Here is a 20,004-nt window from a genome sequence, read left to right on the forward strand (position 1 = left end):
AAAGATTTAAGTAAAAAACACTATTATAATAAATTGAATAAGAATGAAGGATTTTCTTATTTTTATAATGCACTAGAAATAATGGTGATTAATTCTAAAATATATTCATTACAATTTGATCCGGCCTGTCATTCGGTCACGTTACTTAATGATATCACTATATCTTCAAAAACGAGTTTTGAACTCATTATAAAATATCTTGATATCGCTGATATAAAATGGTCTTTTTACCAAAAGTATTGTTATAGCCGTGAACTCACAATTAAAACCGAAGGAAATACTCTCATTGGTTGTGTATACGATAAAGGCGATTATCGATTATCAAAGTTTCAAATATTTGATGAATACATGTAGGTGAATAGTATTTAATTATAAATAAAATGACTAACCAAATTAGTAATGTAAGTATAAATATATCATTATTAATATTTATACTTATTGTATTTGAACTATATTATAGTTCGATACTCAATAATATTGGAGATTTAATGGACTTAACTAATTTTCTTAGAACAGGAATGTATTTGAAGTTAAAAGTTGGATTAGCAGAAGAAGACATATATTCTTATTTCAAAAAAAAGGATTTAGGAAAGAAGCATTATTTTGACAAATTGAACAAAAATAGAGGATTTTCTTATTTTTTTAAAGCATTACAAATAAAAATCATTAATTTCAAAATATATTCATTAGGGTTTGATTTAACTCATTATCCAGTTTCATTACTAGACAATATTATTTTATATCCAGAAACCAGTTTCGAACTTATTTTAAATTATCTTGATATTGCTAATATAGAATGGTCTGTTAATCAACAATATTGCTGTGATCGTGTAGCAGCTATTCAAACAGAAGGAAATGTTTTAATTAGTTGTATTTATGAAAAAGGAAATTATTGTTTATCAAAATTTCAAACATTATGAATAATATATTTAAAATGATTAACTACAATATATTTAATAAACCGTGAAAGAAATTAATATTTCTAAGTTTATTATTAAATTTCTGTTTAATCCACCAAATAACTCGCTTCTTTTACTTAAGCCCTTAAGTTTAATTCGACTATCGTAACACTACGGATACATTGATGAACTCAGCTGGAGGATAGAAATACACCGATGACAAAGATAGCCTACTTTACCATTTTAATACAGGACAGACCGCAAATCATTTAGAAAAACGGCGCTGACAAATGGGAATGTCTGTACATATATATCGCGAAGCAGACAGTTTTGAACTGCTAATGCGTACAGACACAGAATCAGTAATTAGCAACTGCACACAAGAAAAGCAGACAAAGAAAGTCGGTGAGATTATTTAAGAAACAAAGTTCCAGCCAGGGAAACTGATACAGGAAACGGAATATATATCCCAGTACAACAGAGTCTGATGTATCAAGGAAAGTATTCAGACAGAGAATACGGTCTGTACCACAGTTAACCGAATACGAGCAAGGTAAAGCCTTCCCTGCCTGTCGACATTGTAGCGATATTCTCGCTAAATTAAAAGGAATTAATATTCCTACTGGTCGCGTTGATAATTAAAAGATTATGGAGTTAATAACATGATAGTCAGAATAGAACTCAATCAACTAGAAAATCATAGTAATTACTATTTTTATAATGACATTTTATTTACCGGCGAGGCGTACGATCATCGTGATAATCAGCTCTATAAAGTCTATGAAATAACCAACGGAAAGATTACTGGCAGTCGAGATTATGGTTTTTTTGAAACTAACAGTATGATAAAAGTAGATTCTGGACTTATCCATGGTGGAGATTTTGACTATGAGATGAATGATATTCCTAATACTTATCTTGGTAAGCCATTTACTGGCTTATTTTATGATTATTTTGCAGGATTTGTATCTGGTGAATCACTTTGTATTAATGGTTGGATTGTAAAAGATATCAGTTTTTATCCTGACGGTACGGGTAGGTTAAAACAATACGAAGAAAAACATATTGATATTACTAAAACCACGGGCGACAGAGAATGGTTTTTGCAATGGGAAAATAATTCATTTAAAAAAATTCAATCGCGCTATTTAGATTATCAAGGCACACATCATACAGGTGAATTAGAATTGTTTTTTAATGTTCAAAATCAAATTCAACAAGTGATTGTAAAAGGCGATTATGCTTATGTATCATGCTTAGTTCCTCGCGATGATTTGGAGATTGATTTTAAAACCTTTAATCATTTACTAGCAAAGCAGAATATTTTTGCCAATAATCTATCTATCTGGTCTATTGAAGATACACTCTTTAATCAATGGTTAGATCAAGGATTCTTAAATCAAGTTAAGCAATTAGAGTTATATCATACTCAAGTAAAACCATTAACTTTAACAAAAATACAGAAGTTGCGATCTTTGCAGGAATTAAAGATATCGGAATCAAAAATTTATGAAGATGATGACCCTTTATCAATTAAACTACAAAAACAACGCTTCACTGAGTTAGCATCAGCACTTTTTTCATTAAAAGAGAGTTGTTCTATTCATGTTATTTTAGTTGATGATGATGAAAATATTTTAGAAAAATATTTACCAAATGACTTGAAGCATCAGCATACTCATATTGTCATCAATCTTAATTAATTTCATGCAATTGTCCCAAAATATGATAACATGACAAAAAGGAACCATGCATGAAAATCAAAAAACATCTAATAGAATAAATTTAAAAACTTGAGTGTATAAACGATGGAAAATCTTATCAAACAACTGACAACCATTTGATTCCAAAAATTTCTATTTACAGAAATGTTTTTATGATTTTTTGATTATAAATTGCTGGTTTGGTTTTGCTTAACCTTTTACTAAATACATCATTTTTCTATAAATTTTTATTTATTTAATCTCATTTAATTTTCTTATTAAATTTTAATTAAACATAGATATATGTTCTTTTTGATTTAAGTTACTTAGTATAAAACCGATTACAAATTAAGACTTAAAATTTTTGCATTATTAATCTGAGATATAAGCATTAATAGCAGAGCAGTGCAGCCATTTTTTTATTATCTTATTTTCTTTTGCTACATATATTCGATTTTATAAAAATTATTTTCATAACCTAATAATTCTATTTTATCTCCTCTAACTAAATATATTTTTGTTTTATCAGCCAAATTCTGTGAATCATATAAATAACTTTTATCTACTGTAAGTTTAAATCCATATTCCTCTGAAATATATTGAGCCAATAAAAAACGTTTTATACAATCTTTGATATCAGTTGAAGTATAAAATGAACTACAAAATTTTAAAGCATTTTTTTCTGTTAATAGATTAAAATAAATATTGTACTGTTTTTGTTCTGGAATGTTAGTCATAAATTGTTGTAATTCAGTATTCACTAATATTTTTTGATGGTTTATCAGTAAAATTAATTCATTGATTATAGAATTTTGTTCACTCAGTAAACATAACGGATAACTAAATTTATCTTCCTGCCCAAACAAATAAATATCAATATTAGAATATACCCACTTACATTTTTTATTAACTTCTTTTTCCCATTCTTTCTAAAAAACATCAATATCTCTTTTTAAAAGAATTTCAGATAATTGATTTATAGTAGTAAAATTAGCTTCTATTTTATTATCTAGATTATTTGATATCTCATCTATTGGGTTGATTCTACTAAAACATCGTTACTTATAAATATTAATATAAACAGTAAAATTATCTTCATTATTTTAATTTCTGATAAAAAATTAACTTTTTAATATTCCCTTTTTAATAATTCTTTTTGACTTTTATCCACCCATATTTTATAAACTAATATCCCAACCTTTAACAGCAGTATTGACTCTCATCCAGATAGTTTACACTATTTTCAACAAATCAATTTTGTATCCTTTCCAAAAATCTGCTTACTCTATCCCGACGAATAAATTAACACAGTAAATACAGTCTGTTTGTCCATTTATCACTATTTCAAATAATTCATATATTTAAAAAATATAATATCTTTAGTTAAATTATATAAAAATAACATTAACTGAAAAATATTAATTTATATCAAATTATGTGTATTTAAGTTATTTATTTTATTTTATTTATATTAATATTAATAAATTTACATAATTTGTTCTATTTTAATTTACAAACAGGGAAATTCAATATGGGGGAAGCATACTGGGCAGCCCGAAAGGGAGATGTACTTTTACATACATCCATGCTCGCAGATCTTGTGGAGGCTGCCGTTGAAATAGCCTGTTATGCGGCCATAACAGCCGCAGTAAGCCTGGCAATCCTTGGCACGGTAGCAACTGGCGGACTGGCTGCATTTGCCATAGGCGTAGTTGTTGGCGTAGGCATGGGCCTTACAGGAGGTGATAAGTTAATATCAGGGTTAGCAGAAAAAGTCAGTAGCATATTTCCGCTATCCGAAGATGGTAAGATTAAAACCGGTTCCCAAAATACTCGTACCAATAGTTTACCTTCCGCCCGTGCTGCCGGCATAGTAAAACCAGCTCAAGAAATAGCAAATAATGAACAACCGCAACAACCGGAAAGTTTTATCGATACAGCTGGCAATATATTGAAAGGAATAGGAAAAACCCTAAAACAAATGGTCAGACCGACCGTTGCTTCGCCGGATCCGAATACAACCGAACCCAGAGATGACGACAAAATTAGTTGTAAAAAACACCCGTCTTCTTTCTCCGATATAGGTATGCCAAGTTCACCTGCACTGGGTGTTCTGGAGCTCGGGATTAGTGTCACCACTGCCGCAATAGGATCGATTACAGGTGCAGCCGAATATATGGCCGAAGGTTCTAAAAAAGTCTACATCAACAGTCAGCCGGCGGTACGCAGCAATGACCGCAGTACCTGCGAAGCCAAAGTCACCGAAGATTGCGAAGGCAGCGTTAAAGTTTCCAACAATGTACGTATCGGCGGAGAGTCTGTTGTTGTCCGCGAAATCAAAAGTGGCAAACACCCAATCGGCCTGATACTTTCTGTCATCATGGCAGCAAGGCGTCCCGGTAAAATTTGTACTAAAATATTCTGTTTCGCTACAGATTCTATGATTGGTGCTGGTAGTAGCATGATTACCACAGCCTTGATCAACGCAATAAAAGCTGGTCATCCTGTTCATATACCTACTGGTGCCAAAATACTTGACGGTTCTGAAGAGCTCGACTTCTCCCTGCCCGCTCACCTGCCTTTCGAATGGCAGCGCTTTTACAACAGCGTCGACACCCGTACCCACAACATGTTCGGTGCCGGCTGGAGTGTTGGCTATGAAATCGAAATGGAAATCGACCCGCAGCCCGACGGTTCCTGCTCTGCCATCTATACCGATGAACAGGGGCGACAACTTGAGATTGAAGCCCTCCTTCCTAACCACGGCATGCGTGGCATCAATGAAAACCTCACCATCCGCCGCGGTGAGCAGGACCGCTGGGTAATTGAAGATGATGACGGCCTCTACCGCCTGTTCGAGCCCGATCCCAACAACCCCAGACGTCTGCTGCTGAGCATGCTGCAGGACCGTAACGACAACCAGTTACTTATCTACCGCGATTCCCGTAGCCGCATCGTCGAAATTGCCGATAACGACAACGCCGCCCGCATCAGCCTGCACTATCAGGATCAACGCCATCCGCAGCGCGTGACCGAAATCCGCCAAGAGCTGAGCGATGGCAGCAACCGCTTACTGAATCGTTACCAGTACAACGAACAGGGTGACCTACAACAGGTCTTTGATGCCGAGAACCGCCAGACCCGCGAATTTGCCTACAACAGCGACCGGCGCATGACCTATCACCGTCTGCCCACTGGCTTGCAGTGTTATTATCAGTGGAGCTACTTCAGCACAGCAGATGTAGAGACTGCATGGCGTGTGACCCGGCACTGGAGCGAAGCCGACGGTCAGCGACTGGAAGACTATCACTTCCATTATGATTTGGACAAACGTCTGACCACAGTAGAAGACAGCCTGGGTCGTGTCAGCGAACATTACTGGAATGAAATTTACCAGATTACCCGCTACACCGATGCCCTTGGTCAGACCACCGAATTTGAATGGAATGATAACCAGCAGCTGGTCAGTGCAACCGACCCGCAAGGCGGACAATGGCACTACAGCTACGATGAACAGGGTCGGTTAACCGAAGAAACCGATCCACTGGGCAGAACTACCCAGACTCAGTGGCTGCCGCACTGGGCACTGCCGACCATCAGCGTCGACCCCGACGGCAGCAGCTGGCGCTATTACTACGACGAGCGCGGCAACCTGCTCACCGTCACCGACCCGTTACAGCAGCATACCCACTACCAGTACGACCGACACGGCCAGGTTGTCTGTATCACCGATGTACGCGGCGGCAACAAACACCTGCGCTGGAACGAAAACGGCCAGCTTATCCAGCATGTAGACTGTTCCGGCTCCATCACCCATTTCTATTACAATACCGCTGGTAACCTCACCAGCATCACCAATGCCATCGGTAACAGCAGCAAATACCAGTACAATGCAGCCGGCCAGCTCATTGGCGCTACCCTGGCGGACGGCAGGCAGGAACACTACAACGTCAATGCCGCCGGCCAACTACAAAGCTATACCGATCCGGCAGGTCATACTACCCGCTACCGCCGCGACCAGCGCGGACTGGTACATACCCGCATCGATGCTGCCGGCCGTCAGCTCGGCTTCAGCTACGACGCCTACGGACGCCTTACCGCCCTGACCAACGAAAACGGCGAACAGTACCGGTTTCAGTATGATGCCGGCGACCGCTTAATTGAACAGACCGATCTGGACGGACGCAGACAGCAGCTGAGCTACGACCCGCTCGACAACGTCAGCAGCGTACGCTTTGCTGCTGGCAGCCCGCATCAGATCGAACATCGTTTCAAACGCGATGCCGTCGGGCGCTTAATTGGCAAATACACCCCCGACGGCACCACCGCCTACCAGTATGACAAAGTCGACAACCTACTCAAAGTCGGCTTTAAAGCCGCCGGTTTACCGCCGGAAGCCGAACCGGAACTGATCAGCTTCAGCTACGACATAATGGGCAACCTGCTGAGCGAAACCACTGCACAGGGTGTTCTGCAGCATCAGTATGACAAACTGGGCAACCGCATCGCCACCACCCTGCCGGACGGACGCACCATCAACAAACTGTATTATGGTTCCGGCCATCTGCACCAGATTAACCTGGACGGTCAGATTATCAGTGACATCGAGCGCGACCACCTGCACCGGGAAACCCTGCGCAGCCAGGGCAGAATGAATACCAGTTTTCAATACGACCGCACCGGCCGCCTGACCGGCAAACAGACCAGCCGTCCGGGAGCAGGCATCCTGCCGGATACCATATTAGACCGCAGCTACAGCTACGACAATCTGGACCGGCTGGTAAGCAAAAAACACAACCGACAGGGACAGAGCGATTACCGCTACGACGTGACCGGACGTATCGAAAGCTGCCGCAACGAAGCGTACTGGGAAACCCTGCAATACGATGCTGCGGCCAACCTGCTGGACAGAAGACGCGGTGAAGAAGAAAGCAATCAGAACCTGATCCGCTTTAATCAGCTGCTCAGCTTCCGTGGACTGAAGTACAGCTACGACGAACACGGACGTACCCGCAGCAAACAAACCGCCAGCGGTACCCAGTATTACCATTACGATGCAGAACACCGCCTGACCGAAGTGCGTATCGAACAGCTAAACCATACTGAACGCTACGGCTACGTCTACGATGCCCTCGGCCGGCGGATTGAAAAACACCGGCTAGACCGGGACAGCAAGCCATGCAACCGCACCACCTTCCTGTGGGACGGACTGCAAATGATTCAGGAAAGCAGTGCAGACAAACGGCAGAGCCTGTACCTGTATACTGACCAGTACAGCTATGAACCGCTGGCGCGGATAGACAGAAATGGTAATCAGGAACAACACATCTACTACTTCCATACCGACCTGAACGGCATGCCGGAAGAACTGACGGATGAAGCCGGTGAAATTGTGTGGGAATGCTCATACCAGTTATGGGGCAAACCGATACAGGAGAGTGCTCATAGAGAGATACAACAGAACCTGAGGTATCAGGGACAGTATTTAGACAGAGAAACCGGACTGCACTACAATACTTTCAGATACTACGATCCAGATATAGGCCGCTTTACCCAGCCTGATCCGATTGGGTTAGCCGGCGGATACAATCTGTATCGGTATGCGCCCAATGCACTGATTTGGATTGATCCTTTGGGATTACATGAAACTTTATCTGACAACGATATAGTATGTAGAGGTGGTACATGTAAAGCTGAAAATTTTAAGAACGGAAGTGGTGTTAAGACTGATGCAAACGGAAAATTAAGAGAAGTATCAACTCAAGCAAAACCAGGTGCTGATTTGGAAACTCTGGCAAAAGCTTTTAATCATAATCAAGTAGGCATAGCGACAGTTGGTGAAATTGAGAAAGCAGGTGGTACAATAATCTTAGACGGTAAGTCAAATGTAGGCGGTCCACATAAGATGAATCACGCAACTGTTGAGGGTTTAACTGCTGAACAACTTGAACAGTTATTCACTCCAACACAGAAAAATCCAGCAAAGAAAACATCTACGTGTCCATAGAGAGATACAACAGAACTTGAGGTATCAGGGACAGTATTCAGACAGAAAAACCGGACTGCACTACAATACCTTCAGGCACTATAATCCGGATATAGGTTGCTTTACCCAATCTGATCCGATCAGGTTGGACGGCGGATTTAATCTGTATCGGTATGCGCCCAATGCACTGATTTGGATTGATCCTTTGGGATTACATGAAACTTTATCTGACAACGATATAGTATGTAGAGGTGATACATGTAAAGCTGAAAATTTTAAGAAAGGAAGTGGTGTAAGACTGATGCAAACAGAAAATTAAGAGAAGTATCAACTCAAGCAAAACCAGGTACTGATTTGGAAACTCTGGCAAAATTTTTTAGTAATTATGGTCAAATAGACGTAACCACAGTTGGTGAAATTGAGAAAGCAGGTGATACAATAACCTTAGACGATAGGTTAAATTTAAGCAAGGGTAAAAATAGTATGAATCACGCAACTGTTGAGGGGTTTTACTGCTGAACAACTTGAACAGTTATTCACTCCAACACAAAAAATCCAGGGAAAGCAAAGGAAGGAACTACACATGGTTGCCCAACAAGCACAAGCTAATTGTCAAAAAATAGATAAAGGATTAAATAGTAGAATATTTGCAGATTTTGATAATGAGAGAGTTGTAGATTCAGATATTGTTGGTTTAACTCAGACAGATGAAATAAAAAACTATATGGGGGAAACTATCTTCTTAAAAGAAGGTGATTACGTTTATTTGTATATGCCAGTTGATGAAATTTTGCCAGAGTATGTTTTCTCTGAAGGGTTTGTTATTCCTAATCCATATGAATTTAAAGCATACAAATGGTGTTGTAAATTAACAAGAGAACTTGAATATATTGAAGATTATGAATCTAGTAGATATAGTAATGATGAAAAAAACGCTGGTAGCTAAAAGTTATTAGTAGGGAATAAATGAAAAAATAGAAATGATGCCTAGATTTTATTCTTCCGATTTTTTATTACTATCTTCGTGCAACCACGGCTAAGCCAGTGCATGGAACTAATGAAGAGTACTTTAATTTCAAGTATCGAGAAACCCTGCGCAGCCAGGGCAGAATGCATACCAGTTTTCAATACGACCGCACCGGCCGCCTAACCGGTAAACAGACCAAACGTCCGGGAGCAGGCATCCTGCCGGATACCATACTAGACCGCAACTACAGCTACGACAATCTGGACCGGCTGGTAAGCAAAAAACACAATCGTCAGGGACAAAGTGATTACCGCTACGACGTGACCGGACGCATCGAAAGCGCCGCAACGAATCCTACTGGGAAACCCTGCAATACGATGCTGCGGCTAACCTGCTGGATAGAAGACGCGGTGAAGAAGAAAGCAATCAGAACCTGATCCGCTTTAATCAGCTGCTCAGCTTCCGCGGACTGAAATACAGCTACGACGAACACGGGTGCACCCGCAGCAAACAAACCGCCAGCGGTACCCAGTATTACCATTACGATGCCGGACACCGCCTGACCGAAGTGCGTATCGAACAGCTGAACCATACTGAACGCTACGGCTACGTCTATGATGCCCTCGGCCGGCGGATTGAAAAACACCGGCTAGACCGAGAAGGCAAACCATGCAATCGCACCACCTTCCTGTGGGACAGGATGCAGATGATTCAGGAAAGCAGCGCGGACAAACGGCAGAGCCTGTATCTGTATACCGATGAAGGCAGTTATGAACCGCTGGCGCGGATAGACAGAAACGGTAATCAGGAACAACACATCTACTACTTCCATACCGACCTGAACGGCATACCGGAGGAACTGACGGATGCAAACGGTAAAATACTGTGGGAATGTAGCTTTCAGTTATGGGGAAAGCGGATTCATGAAATCGAACACGAATCAGTAGAGCAAAACCTCAGATATCAGGGACAGTATTTAGACAGAGAAACCGGCTTACATTACAATACTTTCAGGTACTATGATCCGGATATAGGTAGATTTACTCAGCCAGACCCGATTGGGTTGTTGGGTGGGTTTAATCTGTATCAGTATGCACCTAATGGGTTGATGTGGATTGACCCACTTGGATTATGTTTTAGTAGTGTCAAATGGAAAAAAGGACAAAGTATTTGGAAAAAAGGCAAGTTAAGCGAACACTATAATAAGCATGTTGTAAAACAGGGCGAATTTGGTAATATTAGTATGAAACAATATCACGAGCAAATGGAAAAATTCTTAATTGAATCATCTCACAATTTTAAAGAAGCAAAAATTGGTAACCAACTCATTAAATTTGATCCAAATACAAATAGAGTACTTATTGGTCATGCGAAAGATAGAGAAATTCTTTCATTTTATAAAGCTCAATCAAGTCTTGTTAAAAATGACCCTTTCACCGATGCTATCAATGAAGCATTACGGAAAACAGGACTTTCAACAACGGATGTTATTTATAAATGAAAATAATAAGTAGAAAATTAGCATTAACTCATTTGGCTATAAATGAAATTACACAATGTTCAGAAAAAGATATTGATAATATTCTTTTTGCTGATTACCTTAATGAAGAAGGCGAGCATATAGAATATACAAATATTTATAATGATTCTATTCAGGAGTTTCTATTAAATTATTTTATTGATGTAAGATTAAAGGGATATTCTAATAAATATTTACAACAATTTCTTACCGCCTTATACAAAGAAAATTTTTCTATTGTCGGGGATGAAGATATTTTGGAAATATGCCCTTGTTGTCGTTATTTAACTTTAACCAGTCGAGGAAATTATGACATTTGTCCATTATGCTATTGGGAAGATGATGGAAAATCATTTAATGAATTAGATAATTACAGTTATGTAAATCATTCGACTCTTAGAGCATATAGAAAAAAATTTGAAGAGAGAAAACTTGAATTAAATAATATACCATATAAATTAGCAAGTAGCATTGCTGAGTAGATATAGAGCTATACCAACTTTACCTGCTATAAATATACTTACATCAGCAAAATACTCTGGGAATGTAGCTTTCAATTATGGGAAAGCGGATTCAGGAAATCGAACACAAACCCATAGAGCAGAATCTCAGATATCAGGGGCAATATTTAGACAGGGAAACCGGCTTACATTACAATACTTTCAGGTACTATGATCCGGATATAGGTAGATTTACTCAGCCAGACCCGATTGGGTTGCTGGGTGGGTTTAATCTGTATCAGTATGCGCCTAATGGGTTGACTTGGATTGATCCTTTAGGATTCTCAAAGAAAGGGGTACCACATGGCTTTAAGAGCTATGGGCAATTTAAGCAATTTGGTCAAACATTATAGGCTGGTCTGAGTAAATTAGGATATCCTAGCTCAGTTTCATACATGCAAGGAAGTTCTGTATCTGGTGTAAGCTTCTCTACAGGACAACCTTTTGATGTTGGTCGTGTTAGTGATTTTGATGTAGCTATATCACATCCAGAGCTATATCAGAAAGCAGAATCCTTAGGGATAGGAAAAGGTGGACGAACTGGACCAATTAAGATGGGTAGTAATATGGCTAAAGATTTAGGTATAGATGATATTCTACAAAGATTATCTAGAATGTCTGGAGGTAGACCTGTAAATGCTATGATTTTTAAGTCTTCAGTTGAAATCAAAGCTAAAGGAAAAGGAATCAGAATTCCAGGGAAATGTGGCGGGCGATAAATGAAAAAATTTTATTTTCTAAAATACGGCAGTAATAAATCTAAAAAAGAGATAAGTGAATTGTTGAATAATAAATGGGATATAACTTGCTCTGAACATGATAGCTATTATTTTGGGGAGTACTTCTCTTACTGTGGTCTTTATGCGGACAGATTAACTATTACAGATAATTATATCCCGCTATCCGACGAGTGGTTAGATGAAGAAAATAAAGAATTCTGTACATTAATAGAAGTATCTTTTATTAATGGAAAAAATTCTGATAAATTAAGTAAATATAAGTTTTTAAAAAATGTACTTAATCAGGTCGATATACTATCGATGATAAGTGACAAATATATTGAAGAAAATTAATCAATACTTGATAGGTTGTAGTAAAAACTCTCCTTGGATTATTTTGGCTTTTTACTTTCTTGACGTATTAGTAATATCCAGTTTAATTTGTACTAGCTTAAACTTAATCTGACAGACACTATCTACTCATCGGCATTCGTTCTAACACAATGACTGTCTGATGAGTAAAATAAATTTTCTAGCTGCTTTTCCTTAGCCAGTCCTTTTGTCTCTACCCAAGTTTGCCAAGGTGTCTTACCATAACAGTATTTCCCTGAATGTGCTCTTTCCCGATTGTAAAACTCTAGCCAAAGCTCAATATCTTGTTGTATCTCTTTCAATTCTGTATATATTTTACGTCTAAACATAATATCATAACATTCGGTCTTTATCGTCTTATGGAATCGCTCATATATACCATTCGTTTGCGGACTGTAGGCTTTTGTTTTCGTATGCTCTATATCCTCCAATATTAAGTCAAAAGTAAATGAGGGGTGGACAAACTTAGACTTAATGAAGAATGGATATGCTCCAATAGGCCCAGATGGAAAACAAATGAACCTTCATCATATATTAGGAAAAGAACCCGGCCCAATGGTCGAGTTAGTTTCCTCAACTCACAAACAATATCATAAGCAAATTCATGGATTAATTGAAAATGGAGGGAGCTTTAGAAATACATCTGCTCTAGATAGGCAGTATAATAAATTCAGAAAAGAATATTGGAAATTAAGAGCATTGGATTTTATGTGAGGTAACTATATGGGTGATATTAAAAATCTTGTTACGCGTTTAAATCATGGCGCTCAAGACGAAGTATATTGGCTTGGAGCTTGTGATGAATCACAAATTAACATACTTGAAAATAAGCTAAATTTGTCGTTACCAAATGAATTAAAAGAATTTATTTTATTGGTTGGTGGCGGAGGTGTTGTTGGTGAAGAAATATCAGGCATAGTTGATAATGATGCCTTGGCTGAGTCTGGAGGAGCTATTTATTATGATACTTGTCAGTGTCGAAAGGAATACTCGTTACCATCAGATATGGCAGTTATTTATTTTAAAGATGACGATGTATGTTGGTGTGTTGATTGTAGGAAAAATACTTATGGACAAATAGTTAATTATGATCTTTTCTCAAGAAAAATATCAAACGTTCTTGCACCGTCATTCAGATTTTTTTTTGAAGAATATGTAAACTTACGGACGTAAATTAAGACTGTCGCAACCAGAGATACTGGGAAACCCTGCAATATGATGCCGCTGCCAACCTGCTGGACAGCAAATACAGAGAAGACTACAGCAACTACAACCTGATTCGCTGTAACCAGCTCCTGCATTTCAGAGGACACCACTACCGCTACGACGAGCACGGCAGAACTGCCAGCAAACAGACCATCGGCGCAACCCAGCACTATCATTACGATGCCGAACACCGTCTGAGCGAAGTACGCATCGAACAACTCAACAAAACCGAACGATACCGCTACCTCTATGACGCCCTTGGCCGGCGTATCGAAAAACATCAGTTAGACCGTGAAGGCCAACCCTACAACCTTACCCGTTTCCTGTGGGACGGCTTAAGAATGATTCAGGAAACCGGCCCGAATCACCCCACCAGCCTGTATATCTATGCCGACCAGAACAGCTACGAACCATTGGCGCGGATAGACACAGACGGCAACCAAGAACAACATATCCGCTACTTCCACACCGACCTGAACGGCTGTCCGGAAGAGCTGACCGACGAAAACGGCGAAATACTGTGGGAATGTAGCTTTCAGTTATGGGGAAAGCGGATTCATGAAATCGAACATATCCCCATCCAACAAAACCTCAGATATCAGGGACAATATTTAGACAGGGAAACCGGCTTACATTACAATACTTTCAGGTATTATGATCCGGATATAGGTAGATTTACTCAGCCAGACCCGATTGGGTTGCTGGGTGGCTTGAATCTGTATCAGTATGCATTTAATTCTCTAATGTGGATTGATCCATTAGGATTAGCACCATGTGCTAAAGTAAGTGAGTTTGATCGTATAAAAAGTGGTAAAGTCTATAGAGTTATTAGACAAGATGAAAACATATCTTCTGGATTGTTTTCACTAAACCCAAATAATATAAAAACGGTTGCAGGACATGTAACATCAGGAAGTCGTTCTCCATCTCAGTTTATATCTGCAACCAAAGATTTAAGTATCGCTGAAAAATGGGCTAGTAAAACTGGAAATAGAATAGTTGAAATAGACTTGAGTAAAATTTCGGGTGGGGCAATTGATATATCTTCTACTAAAGGTCTTGACCTCTTAGGTAATCAATTTGCAAGACGATTAGCTAAAGGTTCTTCGGAGGTGCTATTTGACGCACCTATTCCAGCAAATGCAATAAAACTAATTAATTAGGTATTTTATGAAAATTATAAATTCTGATGTTAATGAAAAGATTATCGGTGTAGTTGAAAAAATTAGATTACTAGATAAGTTAGATGAACAAACAATGAATGATCTCTATACTTCACTGGATGAGATGGTAACTAATTATAAAGAAAAAAATTTTATTTCAAAGGAATTAGCATATAATCTTTTAGTCCTGCATGACAATTTAGAAGGTGCTTTAAACTTTGGCTCTTATGAAGACATGGAGTATATAAGTAATATTAATTCAAAAGTAAGCGAATATATTGAAAAAATATTTCTAAGTTAAAAAGAAAAACTGAAATTAAATCAGGATGACTAATGGTACTAACACTATGACGCCCTTGGCAGATGCATTGAAAAACGGAAGTTAGACCGCGAAGGTTAACCGTACAACCGTACCCGCTTTCTATGAGACGGGTTAAGAATGATTCAGGAAACCGGCCCGAATCACCCCACCAGCCTGTATATCTATACCGACCAGAACAGCTACGAACCACTGGCGCGGATAGATAAACGAGGTAATGACCCAGAAAGGGTAATGTACTTCCACACCGATCTGAACGGCTGTCCGGAAGAGCTTACCGATGCCAACGGCGAAATACTGTGGGAATGCAGCTTTCAGTTATGGGGAAAACAGATTCATGAAATTGAGCACGAACCCATAGAGCAAAACCTCAGATATCAGGGACAATATTTAGACAAGGAAACTGGCTTACATTACAATACTTTCAGGTATTATGATCCGGATATAGGTAGATTTACTCAGCCAGACCCGATTGGGTTGCTGGGTGGCTTGAATCTGTATCAGTATGCGCCTAATGGGTTGACTTGGGTCGATCCGTGGGGGTTAATGAAATGTGGCCTTACAGGGAAGGAAGTTGGTAATGCAACTAACTTACCTATCATTAAGCGTGGTAGCCCTGAATGGAAGAAAGCAATTGAAATAATTCAGAGAGGTGGTAAATCCAATTTTAGAGTGAAGGATAAAGCTACTGCTGAACAACTGTTAAAAGATGCTAGAGGAAAGATAGAGATTCAGCCTACTTACTCTGAAATTCCATACAAAAAAGGTTATGAACATCACCCTAATGAATCGCATACAATAAATGCACCAGAGAATAATATACCCCACATAAAATGGAAGGATTGGAGTTTGGGTAAAAAATCTGGTGGAGCTGGGCATATATTTTATGAATAAAAAATTATTAACCATTGATGAAAAAAAATATCCTATTGCATGGAGATTTAATTCTAAAGATTGCTTGCTATCTTTTGATGAAAAAAGACAGATTATTTTTCTTGATACGGAGGAATCTAGTAATTTTTGGGATGTGACATTCCCATTTAACCATTTAATGAAAATGCATTCGTCATTTTGTTCTGTTGTAGAAAAAATTAATTTGGATTTTGATCATCCTAACGAATCTTCTTTATTTTTCAAAAATAAATTAACAGACATTTCATTTGCCTTTTTCTTTTGGGGGAAAAAAGCGAGTGCTATTGTACCAGTGGATATTTTTGTAAAATCATGGGATGATTTTTTTTACCCAAGTGATGAAACAAGTATTCTTTTAATTCCCAATGGAAATAAAATGATTTTCTCTTATGAAAAAACATTTTTTTACGCAAATATATCCTTTTGATAAAGATTCAGAAAATACCAGTTGCTGATGTTACCAACTTTATTTTAGCAGATTATAGTTAAGTAAAACTGCAACCTGAGTGTAATAATCAATCTACTTACGTCCACCATTATACCCACAAAAAATTAATTGTTTAGACCAGCGAACAGAATAAATGCCCGTAGCACGTCACCCAAATCAAACAAGCACAGCGTGACGGCAACACCGACCAAACTGAACGCGACAACCTGTACCGCGAAATATTACGCACTCAGGGACGCCTGAACACCCAGTTCAAATACGACCGCAACAGCCGGCTGCAACGCAAACAGATACAGCGCAATCAGAATCCCATCCTGCCTGATATCCTCATCGAACGCAGCTACCAGTACGATAACCTCGACCGATTGGTAAGCAAAAAACACAGCAAACACGGGCAGACCGATTACCGCTATGATCACACCGGCAGAATCGAAGGCTGTCGCAATCAAAGATACTGGGAAACCCTGCAATACGATGCCGCTGCCAACCTGCTGGACAGCAAATACAGAGAAGACTACAGCAATCACAACCTGATTCGCTGTAACCAGCTCCTGCATTTCAGAGGGCACCACTACCGCTACGACGAGCACGGCAGAACTGCCAGCAAACAGAGCATCGGCACAACCCAGCACTACCACTACGATGCTGAACACCGCCTGAGCGAAGTGCGTATCGAACAGCTGAACCATACAGAACGCTACGGCTACGTCTACGATGCCCTCGGCCGGCGGATTGAAAAACACCGGCTGGACCGTGACGGTAAGCCATGCAACCGCACCACCTTCCTGTGGGACAGGATGCAGATGATTCAGGAAAACAGTGCAGACAAACGGCAGAGCCTGTATCTGTATACTGACGAAGGCAGCTATGAACCGCTGGCGCGGATAGACCGGACCGGTAATCAGGAACAACACATCTACTACTTCCACACCGACCTGAACGGCTTGCCGGAGGAGCTGACGGATGAAGCCGGTGAAATTGTGTGGGAATGTTCATACCAGTTATGGGGCAAACCGATACAGGAAAGTGCTCATAGAGAGATACAACAGAACCTGCGTTATCAGGGACAATATTTAGACAGAGAAACTGGACTGCACTACAATACTTTCAGGTATTACGATCCGGATATAGGCCGCTTTACCCAACCTGACCCGATTGGATTAGCCGGCGGATACAATCTGTATCAGTATGCGCCCAATGCGTTTATGTGGATTGATCCATATGGATTATGTCGACGAGGTAATCAAAAGACTAAAAAACATATGGATGAAGTCAGGGATAAGTTCCTAAGTGAAAATGATGGTAAAGTAACACATACTCATGGTGGCCGTGATGCGTTAACTGGTAAAGAGAAATCAGAACGTTATTTCAAACCACTTGAAAAAGGCCGAAAAGGAGGATCCTATGCAGATATGACTTTTGAAACTCATAATGGACAAAGAATTCATATCCAGACAGTGGATAAAGGTCATGTAAATGGTATGACACGAAGAGAGTGGGAAAATGCTAAACGCATTCTTAAGCAAGATCCTGATGCAATTGTGATTGCCGTACCAAAAGGAACTATACCCTCTCCGGGAGTGCTTGATGTATCGAAAATGGAAAGCGGAAATATATATAAAGGATGGTAGTAGATTAACATTTTCTCTAATTATTAAAGCGAAATTATATGACTGGTAAAATTAAACTGCCTGCTTTAGAAATCTTTATGACTGCAGTGGATGCAGTAGAATTCTCAAAAGTTTTAAAAGATCAGATTGAATCGGTTAAATTTATTAAGCAATGTCCATGGTCTGATCTGAATATACCGATTTTTGATGTACTGGATATGGAAATAGCTAAAAATATAGATTTTAGTATTATAAATACCGATATTTTAAGTATTGAACGTTATAAAAAAGAATGTGTTACACATTATCCAGGATGCGGTTATAATGGTGATATAGCAGGAGAAGGTCTTGTCCGCTTTTCATGTTCTGAATTAGCCGGTTATGCACCCGGATCTTTAAAAAATGGTCGGTTAACTGCTACTTATGATTTGGTAAAAGAACCTGAAACCGATAAATTTGTAAAAGCCGTATGGAAAATATTTAAAAAAGGCGCCAAGAAGGTTTATTTAATTAATCGGGAAACGTGGCAGATTGCGGATAAACCTGAGACACGTTTTTTTGCCTGGCCGGACGCTGCGAAGAAATTTAATGGGGAAGATGGGCATTATTTAACTAATCATGCCTTTGCCTATTTTGTGGCCAAAGACGTGTAATAAAATCTAAATAAAATAGCTATTGCTGATTTTTTATTCTGACGATCTAAATGATTTTGATTTTATTTATAAAATGCCAATCGCATTCTTAAGCAAGATCCTGATGCAATTGTGATTGCCGTACCAAAAGGAACTATACCCTCTCCGGGGGTGCTTGATATATCGAAAATGAAACCCGGAACTATAAATACAAGATAATAGATTAACATTTCCTCTAATTATTAAAGTGAAATTATATGACTGGTAAAATTAAACTGCCTGCTTTAGAAATCTTCATGACTGCAATGGATGCAGTAGAGTTCTCCAAAGTTTTAAAAGATCAGATTCAATCGGTTAAATTTATTACACAACATATTTGGCCTGATCTGAATATACCGACTTTTGATGTACTGGATATGGATATAGCTAAAAATATAGATTTTAGTATTATAAATACCGATATTTTAAGTATTGAAGATTATAAAAAAAAATATGTTACACATTATCCAGGACATTGTTATAACGGTGCTGTAGCAGGAGACGGTATTGTCTATTTTGAATGTTCCAGTATAGCTGATTATGCACCCGGATCTTTAAAAAATGGTCAGTTAACTGCTACTTATGATTTATTAAAACAACCTAAAACCGATAAATTTGTAAAAGCCGTATGGAAAATATTTAAAAAAGGCGCCAAGAAAGTTTATTTAATTAATCGGGAAACGGGGCAGATTGCGGATAAACCTGAGACACGTTTTTTTGCCTGGCCGGACGCTGCGAAGAAATTTAATGGGGAAGATGGGCATTATTTAACTAATCATGCCTTTGCCTATTTTGTGGCCAAAGACGTGTAATAAAATCCAAATAAAATAGCTATTGCTGATTTTTTATTCTGACGATCTAAATGATTTTGATTTTATTTATAAAATGCCAAACGCATTCTTAAGCAAGATCCTAATGCAATTGTGATTACCGTACCAAAAGGAACTATACCCTCTCCGGGAGTGCTTGATATATCGAAAATGGAAAGCGGAAATATATATAAAGATGGT

At 38.8% G+C, this 20,004-nt stretch carries 24 protein-coding genes and 1 pseudogene; 22 read left to right on the forward strand and 3 right to left on the reverse strand.

Features of this window, described 5'->3' with window-relative positions; translation table 11 throughout:
* The first annotated feature begins 488 nt into the window (after positions 1–488).
* The 3 genes from H3T84_RS03590 (at position 489) to H3T84_RS03595 (ending at position 2,602) form a co-directional block, all read left to right on the forward strand.
* Positions 489–920, forward strand: a complete 432-nt coding sequence (locus tag H3T84_RS03590; protein WP_198218023.1) for a hypothetical protein — start codon at positions 489–491, stop codon at positions 918–920.
* Between the two features lie 269 nt (positions 921–1,189).
* Positions 1,190–1,318: a hypothetical protein gene (locus H3T84_RS12295; protein WP_255518363.1), complete on the forward strand. Its 129-nt coding sequence runs from the start codon at positions 1,190–1,192 to the stop codon at positions 1,316–1,318.
* A 243-nt stretch (positions 1,319–1,561) separates the two neighbouring features.
* On the forward strand, positions 1,562–2,602 hold the full coding sequence (locus tag H3T84_RS03595; RefSeq protein ID WP_198218025.1) for a hypothetical protein: 1,041 nt from the start codon (positions 1,562–1,564) through the stop codon (positions 2,600–2,602).
* 440 nt (positions 2,603–3,042) lie between these two features.
* Here H3T84_RS03595 and H3T84_RS03600 read toward each other — a convergent pair whose 3' ends face one another.
* Complete coding sequence (locus H3T84_RS03600) at positions 3,043–3,468, reverse strand: hypothetical protein (protein ID WP_198218027.1); 426 nt, start codon at positions 3,466–3,468, stop codon at positions 3,043–3,045.
* Positions 3,469–4,133: 665 nt separating this feature from the next.
* Between H3T84_RS03600 and H3T84_RS03605 the strand changes: the two genes are divergently transcribed.
* The 10 genes from H3T84_RS03605 (at position 4,134) to H3T84_RS03650 (ending at position 12,647) form a co-directional block, all read left to right on the forward strand.
* A complete protein-coding gene (locus H3T84_RS03605; RefSeq protein WP_198218035.1) occupies positions 4,134–8,609 on the forward strand; it encodes an RHS repeat-associated core domain-containing protein in 4,476 nt (1,491 codons plus the stop codon).
* A gap of 16 nt (positions 8,610–8,625) precedes the next feature.
* Positions 8,626–8,907, forward strand: coding sequence for an RHS repeat-associated core domain-containing protein (locus H3T84_RS03610; protein WP_232346305.1), 282 nt, complete (start codon positions 8,626–8,628; stop codon positions 8,905–8,907).
* 35 nt (positions 8,908–8,942) lie between these two features.
* Positions 8,943–9,107 carry a hypothetical protein gene (locus tag H3T84_RS03615; protein ID WP_198218037.1) on the forward strand — a complete coding sequence of 55 codons (165 nt, stop codon included), beginning with the start codon at positions 8,943–8,945 and terminating at the stop codon, positions 9,105–9,107.
* Between the two features lie 64 nt (positions 9,108–9,171).
* Positions 9,172–9,534 (forward strand): hypothetical protein, encoded by a 363-nt coding sequence (locus H3T84_RS03620; protein WP_198218040.1) that lies wholly within the window; start codon positions 9,172–9,174, stop codon positions 9,532–9,534.
* 98 nt (positions 9,535–9,632) lie between these two features.
* Positions 9,633–9,992, forward strand: a complete 360-nt coding sequence (locus H3T84_RS03625) for a hypothetical protein (RefSeq protein WP_198218042.1) — start codon at positions 9,633–9,635, stop codon at positions 9,990–9,992.
* A 131-nt stretch (positions 9,993–10,123) separates the two neighbouring features.
* Positions 10,124–11,056: an RHS repeat-associated core domain-containing protein gene (locus H3T84_RS03630; RefSeq protein WP_198218044.1), complete on the forward strand. Its 933-nt coding sequence runs from the start codon at positions 10,124–10,126 to the stop codon at positions 11,054–11,056.
* Entirely contained in the window at positions 11,053–11,556 is a 504-nt protein-coding gene (locus tag H3T84_RS03635) for a CPCC family cysteine-rich protein (protein ID WP_198218046.1), read from the forward strand. Before H3T84_RS03630 ends, H3T84_RS03635 begins: the two co-directional genes overlap by 4 nt.
* A 77-nt stretch (positions 11,557–11,633) precedes the next feature.
* Positions 11,634–11,927 (forward strand): RHS repeat-associated core domain-containing protein, encoded by a 294-nt coding sequence (locus H3T84_RS03640; RefSeq protein ID WP_198218048.1) that lies wholly within the window; start codon positions 11,634–11,636, stop codon positions 11,925–11,927.
* Positions 11,928–11,969: 42 nt separating this feature from the next.
* Positions 11,970–12,293 (forward strand): hypothetical protein, encoded by a 324-nt coding sequence (locus tag H3T84_RS03645; RefSeq protein WP_198218050.1) that lies wholly within the window; start codon positions 11,970–11,972, stop codon positions 12,291–12,293.
* A complete protein-coding gene (locus tag H3T84_RS03650; protein WP_198218052.1) occupies positions 12,294–12,647 on the forward strand; it encodes a hypothetical protein in 354 nt (117 codons plus the stop codon).
* Positions 12,648–12,769: 122 nt separating this feature from the next.
* On the opposite strand, the pseudogene H3T84_RS03655 reads toward H3T84_RS03650, so the two are convergent.
* Positions 12,770–13,102 (reverse strand): annotated as a pseudogene (locus tag H3T84_RS03655) (integrase core domain-containing protein); the annotation flags it as partial.
* On the opposite strand from H3T84_RS03655, the gene H3T84_RS03660 reads away from it, so the two are divergent.
* The 6 genes from H3T84_RS03660 to H3T84_RS03685 all read left to right on the forward strand — a co-directional run bounded on the left by H3T84_RS03660 (position 13,098) and on the right by H3T84_RS03685 (position 16,692).
* Positions 13,098–13,379, forward strand: a complete 282-nt coding sequence (locus H3T84_RS03660; RefSeq protein WP_269147127.1) for an HNH/ENDO VII family nuclease — start codon at positions 13,098–13,100, stop codon at positions 13,377–13,379. The pseudogene H3T84_RS03655 and the gene H3T84_RS03660 sit on opposite strands and share 5 nt — an antisense overlap.
* A gap of 9 nt (positions 13,380–13,388) precedes the next feature.
* Positions 13,389–13,838: an SMI1/KNR4 family protein gene (locus H3T84_RS03665; protein ID WP_025315295.1), complete on the forward strand. Its 450-nt coding sequence runs from the start codon at positions 13,389–13,391 to the stop codon at positions 13,836–13,838.
* 374 nt (positions 13,839–14,212) lie between these two features.
* Positions 14,213–15,034, forward strand: coding sequence for an RHS repeat domain-containing protein (locus H3T84_RS03670; protein ID WP_198218057.1), 822 nt, complete (start codon positions 14,213–14,215; stop codon positions 15,032–15,034).
* Positions 15,035–15,041: 7 nt separating this feature from the next.
* Positions 15,042–15,335, forward strand: coding sequence for a hypothetical protein (locus H3T84_RS03675; protein ID WP_025315306.1), 294 nt, complete (start codon positions 15,042–15,044; stop codon positions 15,333–15,335).
* Positions 15,336–15,473: 138 nt separating this feature from the next.
* Positions 15,474–16,247, forward strand: a complete 774-nt coding sequence (locus tag H3T84_RS03680; RefSeq protein WP_198218059.1) for an RHS repeat domain-containing protein — start codon at positions 15,474–15,476, stop codon at positions 16,245–16,247.
* Positions 16,240–16,692 (forward strand): hypothetical protein, encoded by a 453-nt coding sequence (locus H3T84_RS03685; protein WP_198218061.1) that lies wholly within the window; start codon positions 16,240–16,242, stop codon positions 16,690–16,692. Before H3T84_RS03680 ends, H3T84_RS03685 begins: the two co-directional genes overlap by 8 nt.
* 242 nt (positions 16,693–16,934) lie before the next feature.
* Here the strand turns inward: H3T84_RS03685 and H3T84_RS03690 are convergent, their stop codons facing one another.
* Positions 16,935–17,402 carry a hypothetical protein gene (locus H3T84_RS03690; protein WP_198218069.1) on the reverse strand — a complete coding sequence of 156 codons (468 nt, stop codon included), beginning with the start codon at positions 17,400–17,402 and terminating at the stop codon, positions 16,935–16,937.
* Between H3T84_RS03690 and H3T84_RS03695 the strand changes: the two genes are divergently transcribed.
* The 3 genes from H3T84_RS03695 to H3T84_RS03705 all read left to right on the forward strand — a co-directional run bounded on the left by H3T84_RS03695 (position 17,379) and on the right by H3T84_RS03705 (position 19,806).
* The gene (locus tag H3T84_RS03695; RefSeq protein ID WP_198218071.1) at positions 17,379–18,344 is read left to right on the forward strand and encodes an RHS repeat-associated core domain-containing protein; all 966 of its coding nucleotides are present in this window, start codon (positions 17,379–17,381) and stop codon (positions 18,342–18,344) included. The genes H3T84_RS03690 and H3T84_RS03695 overlap by 24 nt on opposite strands.
* Positions 18,345–18,382: 38 nt before the next feature.
* Positions 18,383–18,976, forward strand: a complete 594-nt coding sequence (locus H3T84_RS03700) for a hypothetical protein (protein WP_198218073.1) — start codon at positions 18,383–18,385, stop codon at positions 18,974–18,976.
* 236 nt (positions 18,977–19,212) lie between these two features.
* Positions 19,213–19,806, forward strand: coding sequence for a hypothetical protein (locus tag H3T84_RS03705; RefSeq protein ID WP_198218075.1), 594 nt, complete (start codon positions 19,213–19,215; stop codon positions 19,804–19,806).
* Positions 19,807–20,004 lie beyond the last annotated feature (198 nt).

It is taken from the genome of Snodgrassella sp. M0110 (genome assembly GCF_016101465.1).
GTDB lineage: Bacteria > Pseudomonadota > Gammaproteobacteria > Burkholderiales > Neisseriaceae > Snodgrassella > Snodgrassella alvi.

Bases quoted from the DNA above. Each gene is read 5' to 3' on its own strand.
- H3T84_RS03590 (WP_198218023.1), top strand. From the start codon at position 489: ATGGACTTAACTAATTTTCTTAGAACAGGAATGTATTTGAAGTTAAAA.
- H3T84_RS12295 (WP_255518363.1), top strand. From the start codon at position 1,190: ATGGGAATGTCTGTACATATATATCGCGAAGCAGACAGTTTTGAACTG.
- H3T84_RS03595 (WP_198218025.1), top strand. From the start codon at position 1,562: ATGATAGTCAGAATAGAACTCAATCAACTAGAAAATCATAGTAATTAC.
- H3T84_RS03605 (WP_198218035.1), top strand. From the start codon at position 4,134: ATGGGGGAAGCATACTGGGCAGCCCGAAAGGGAGATGTACTTTTACAT.
- H3T84_RS03620 (WP_198218040.1), top strand. From the start codon at position 9,172: ATGGTTGCCCAACAAGCACAAGCTAATTGTCAAAAAATAGATAAAGGA.
- H3T84_RS03635 (WP_198218046.1), top strand. From the start codon at position 11,053: ATGAAAATAATAAGTAGAAAATTAGCATTAACTCATTTGGCTATAAAT.
- H3T84_RS03640 (WP_198218048.1), top strand. From the start codon at position 11,634: ATGGGAAAGCGGATTCAGGAAATCGAACACAAACCCATAGAGCAGAAT.
- H3T84_RS03645 (WP_198218050.1), top strand. From the start codon at position 11,970: ATGCAAGGAAGTTCTGTATCTGGTGTAAGCTTCTCTACAGGACAACCT.
- H3T84_RS03650 (WP_198218052.1), top strand. From the start codon at position 12,294: ATGAAAAAATTTTATTTTCTAAAATACGGCAGTAATAAATCTAAAAAA.
- H3T84_RS03665 (WP_025315295.1), top strand. From the start codon at position 13,389: ATGGGTGATATTAAAAATCTTGTTACGCGTTTAAATCATGGCGCTCAA.
- H3T84_RS03670 (WP_198218057.1), top strand. From the start codon at position 14,213: ATGATTCAGGAAACCGGCCCGAATCACCCCACCAGCCTGTATATCTAT.
- H3T84_RS03675 (WP_025315306.1), top strand. From the start codon at position 15,042: ATGAAAATTATAAATTCTGATGTTAATGAAAAGATTATCGGTGTAGTT.
- H3T84_RS03680 (WP_198218059.1), top strand. From the start codon at position 15,474: ATGATTCAGGAAACCGGCCCGAATCACCCCACCAGCCTGTATATCTAT.
- H3T84_RS03685 (WP_198218061.1), top strand. From the start codon at position 16,240: ATGAATAAAAAATTATTAACCATTGATGAAAAAAAATATCCTATTGCA.
- H3T84_RS03690 (WP_198218069.1), bottom strand. From the start codon at position 17,402: ATGGTTCAGCTGTTCGATACGCACTTCGCTCAGGCGGTGTTCAGCATC.
- H3T84_RS03700 (WP_198218073.1), top strand. From the start codon at position 18,383: ATGACTGGTAAAATTAAACTGCCTGCTTTAGAAATCTTTATGACTGCA.
- H3T84_RS03705 (WP_198218075.1), top strand. From the start codon at position 19,213: ATGACTGGTAAAATTAAACTGCCTGCTTTAGAAATCTTCATGACTGCA.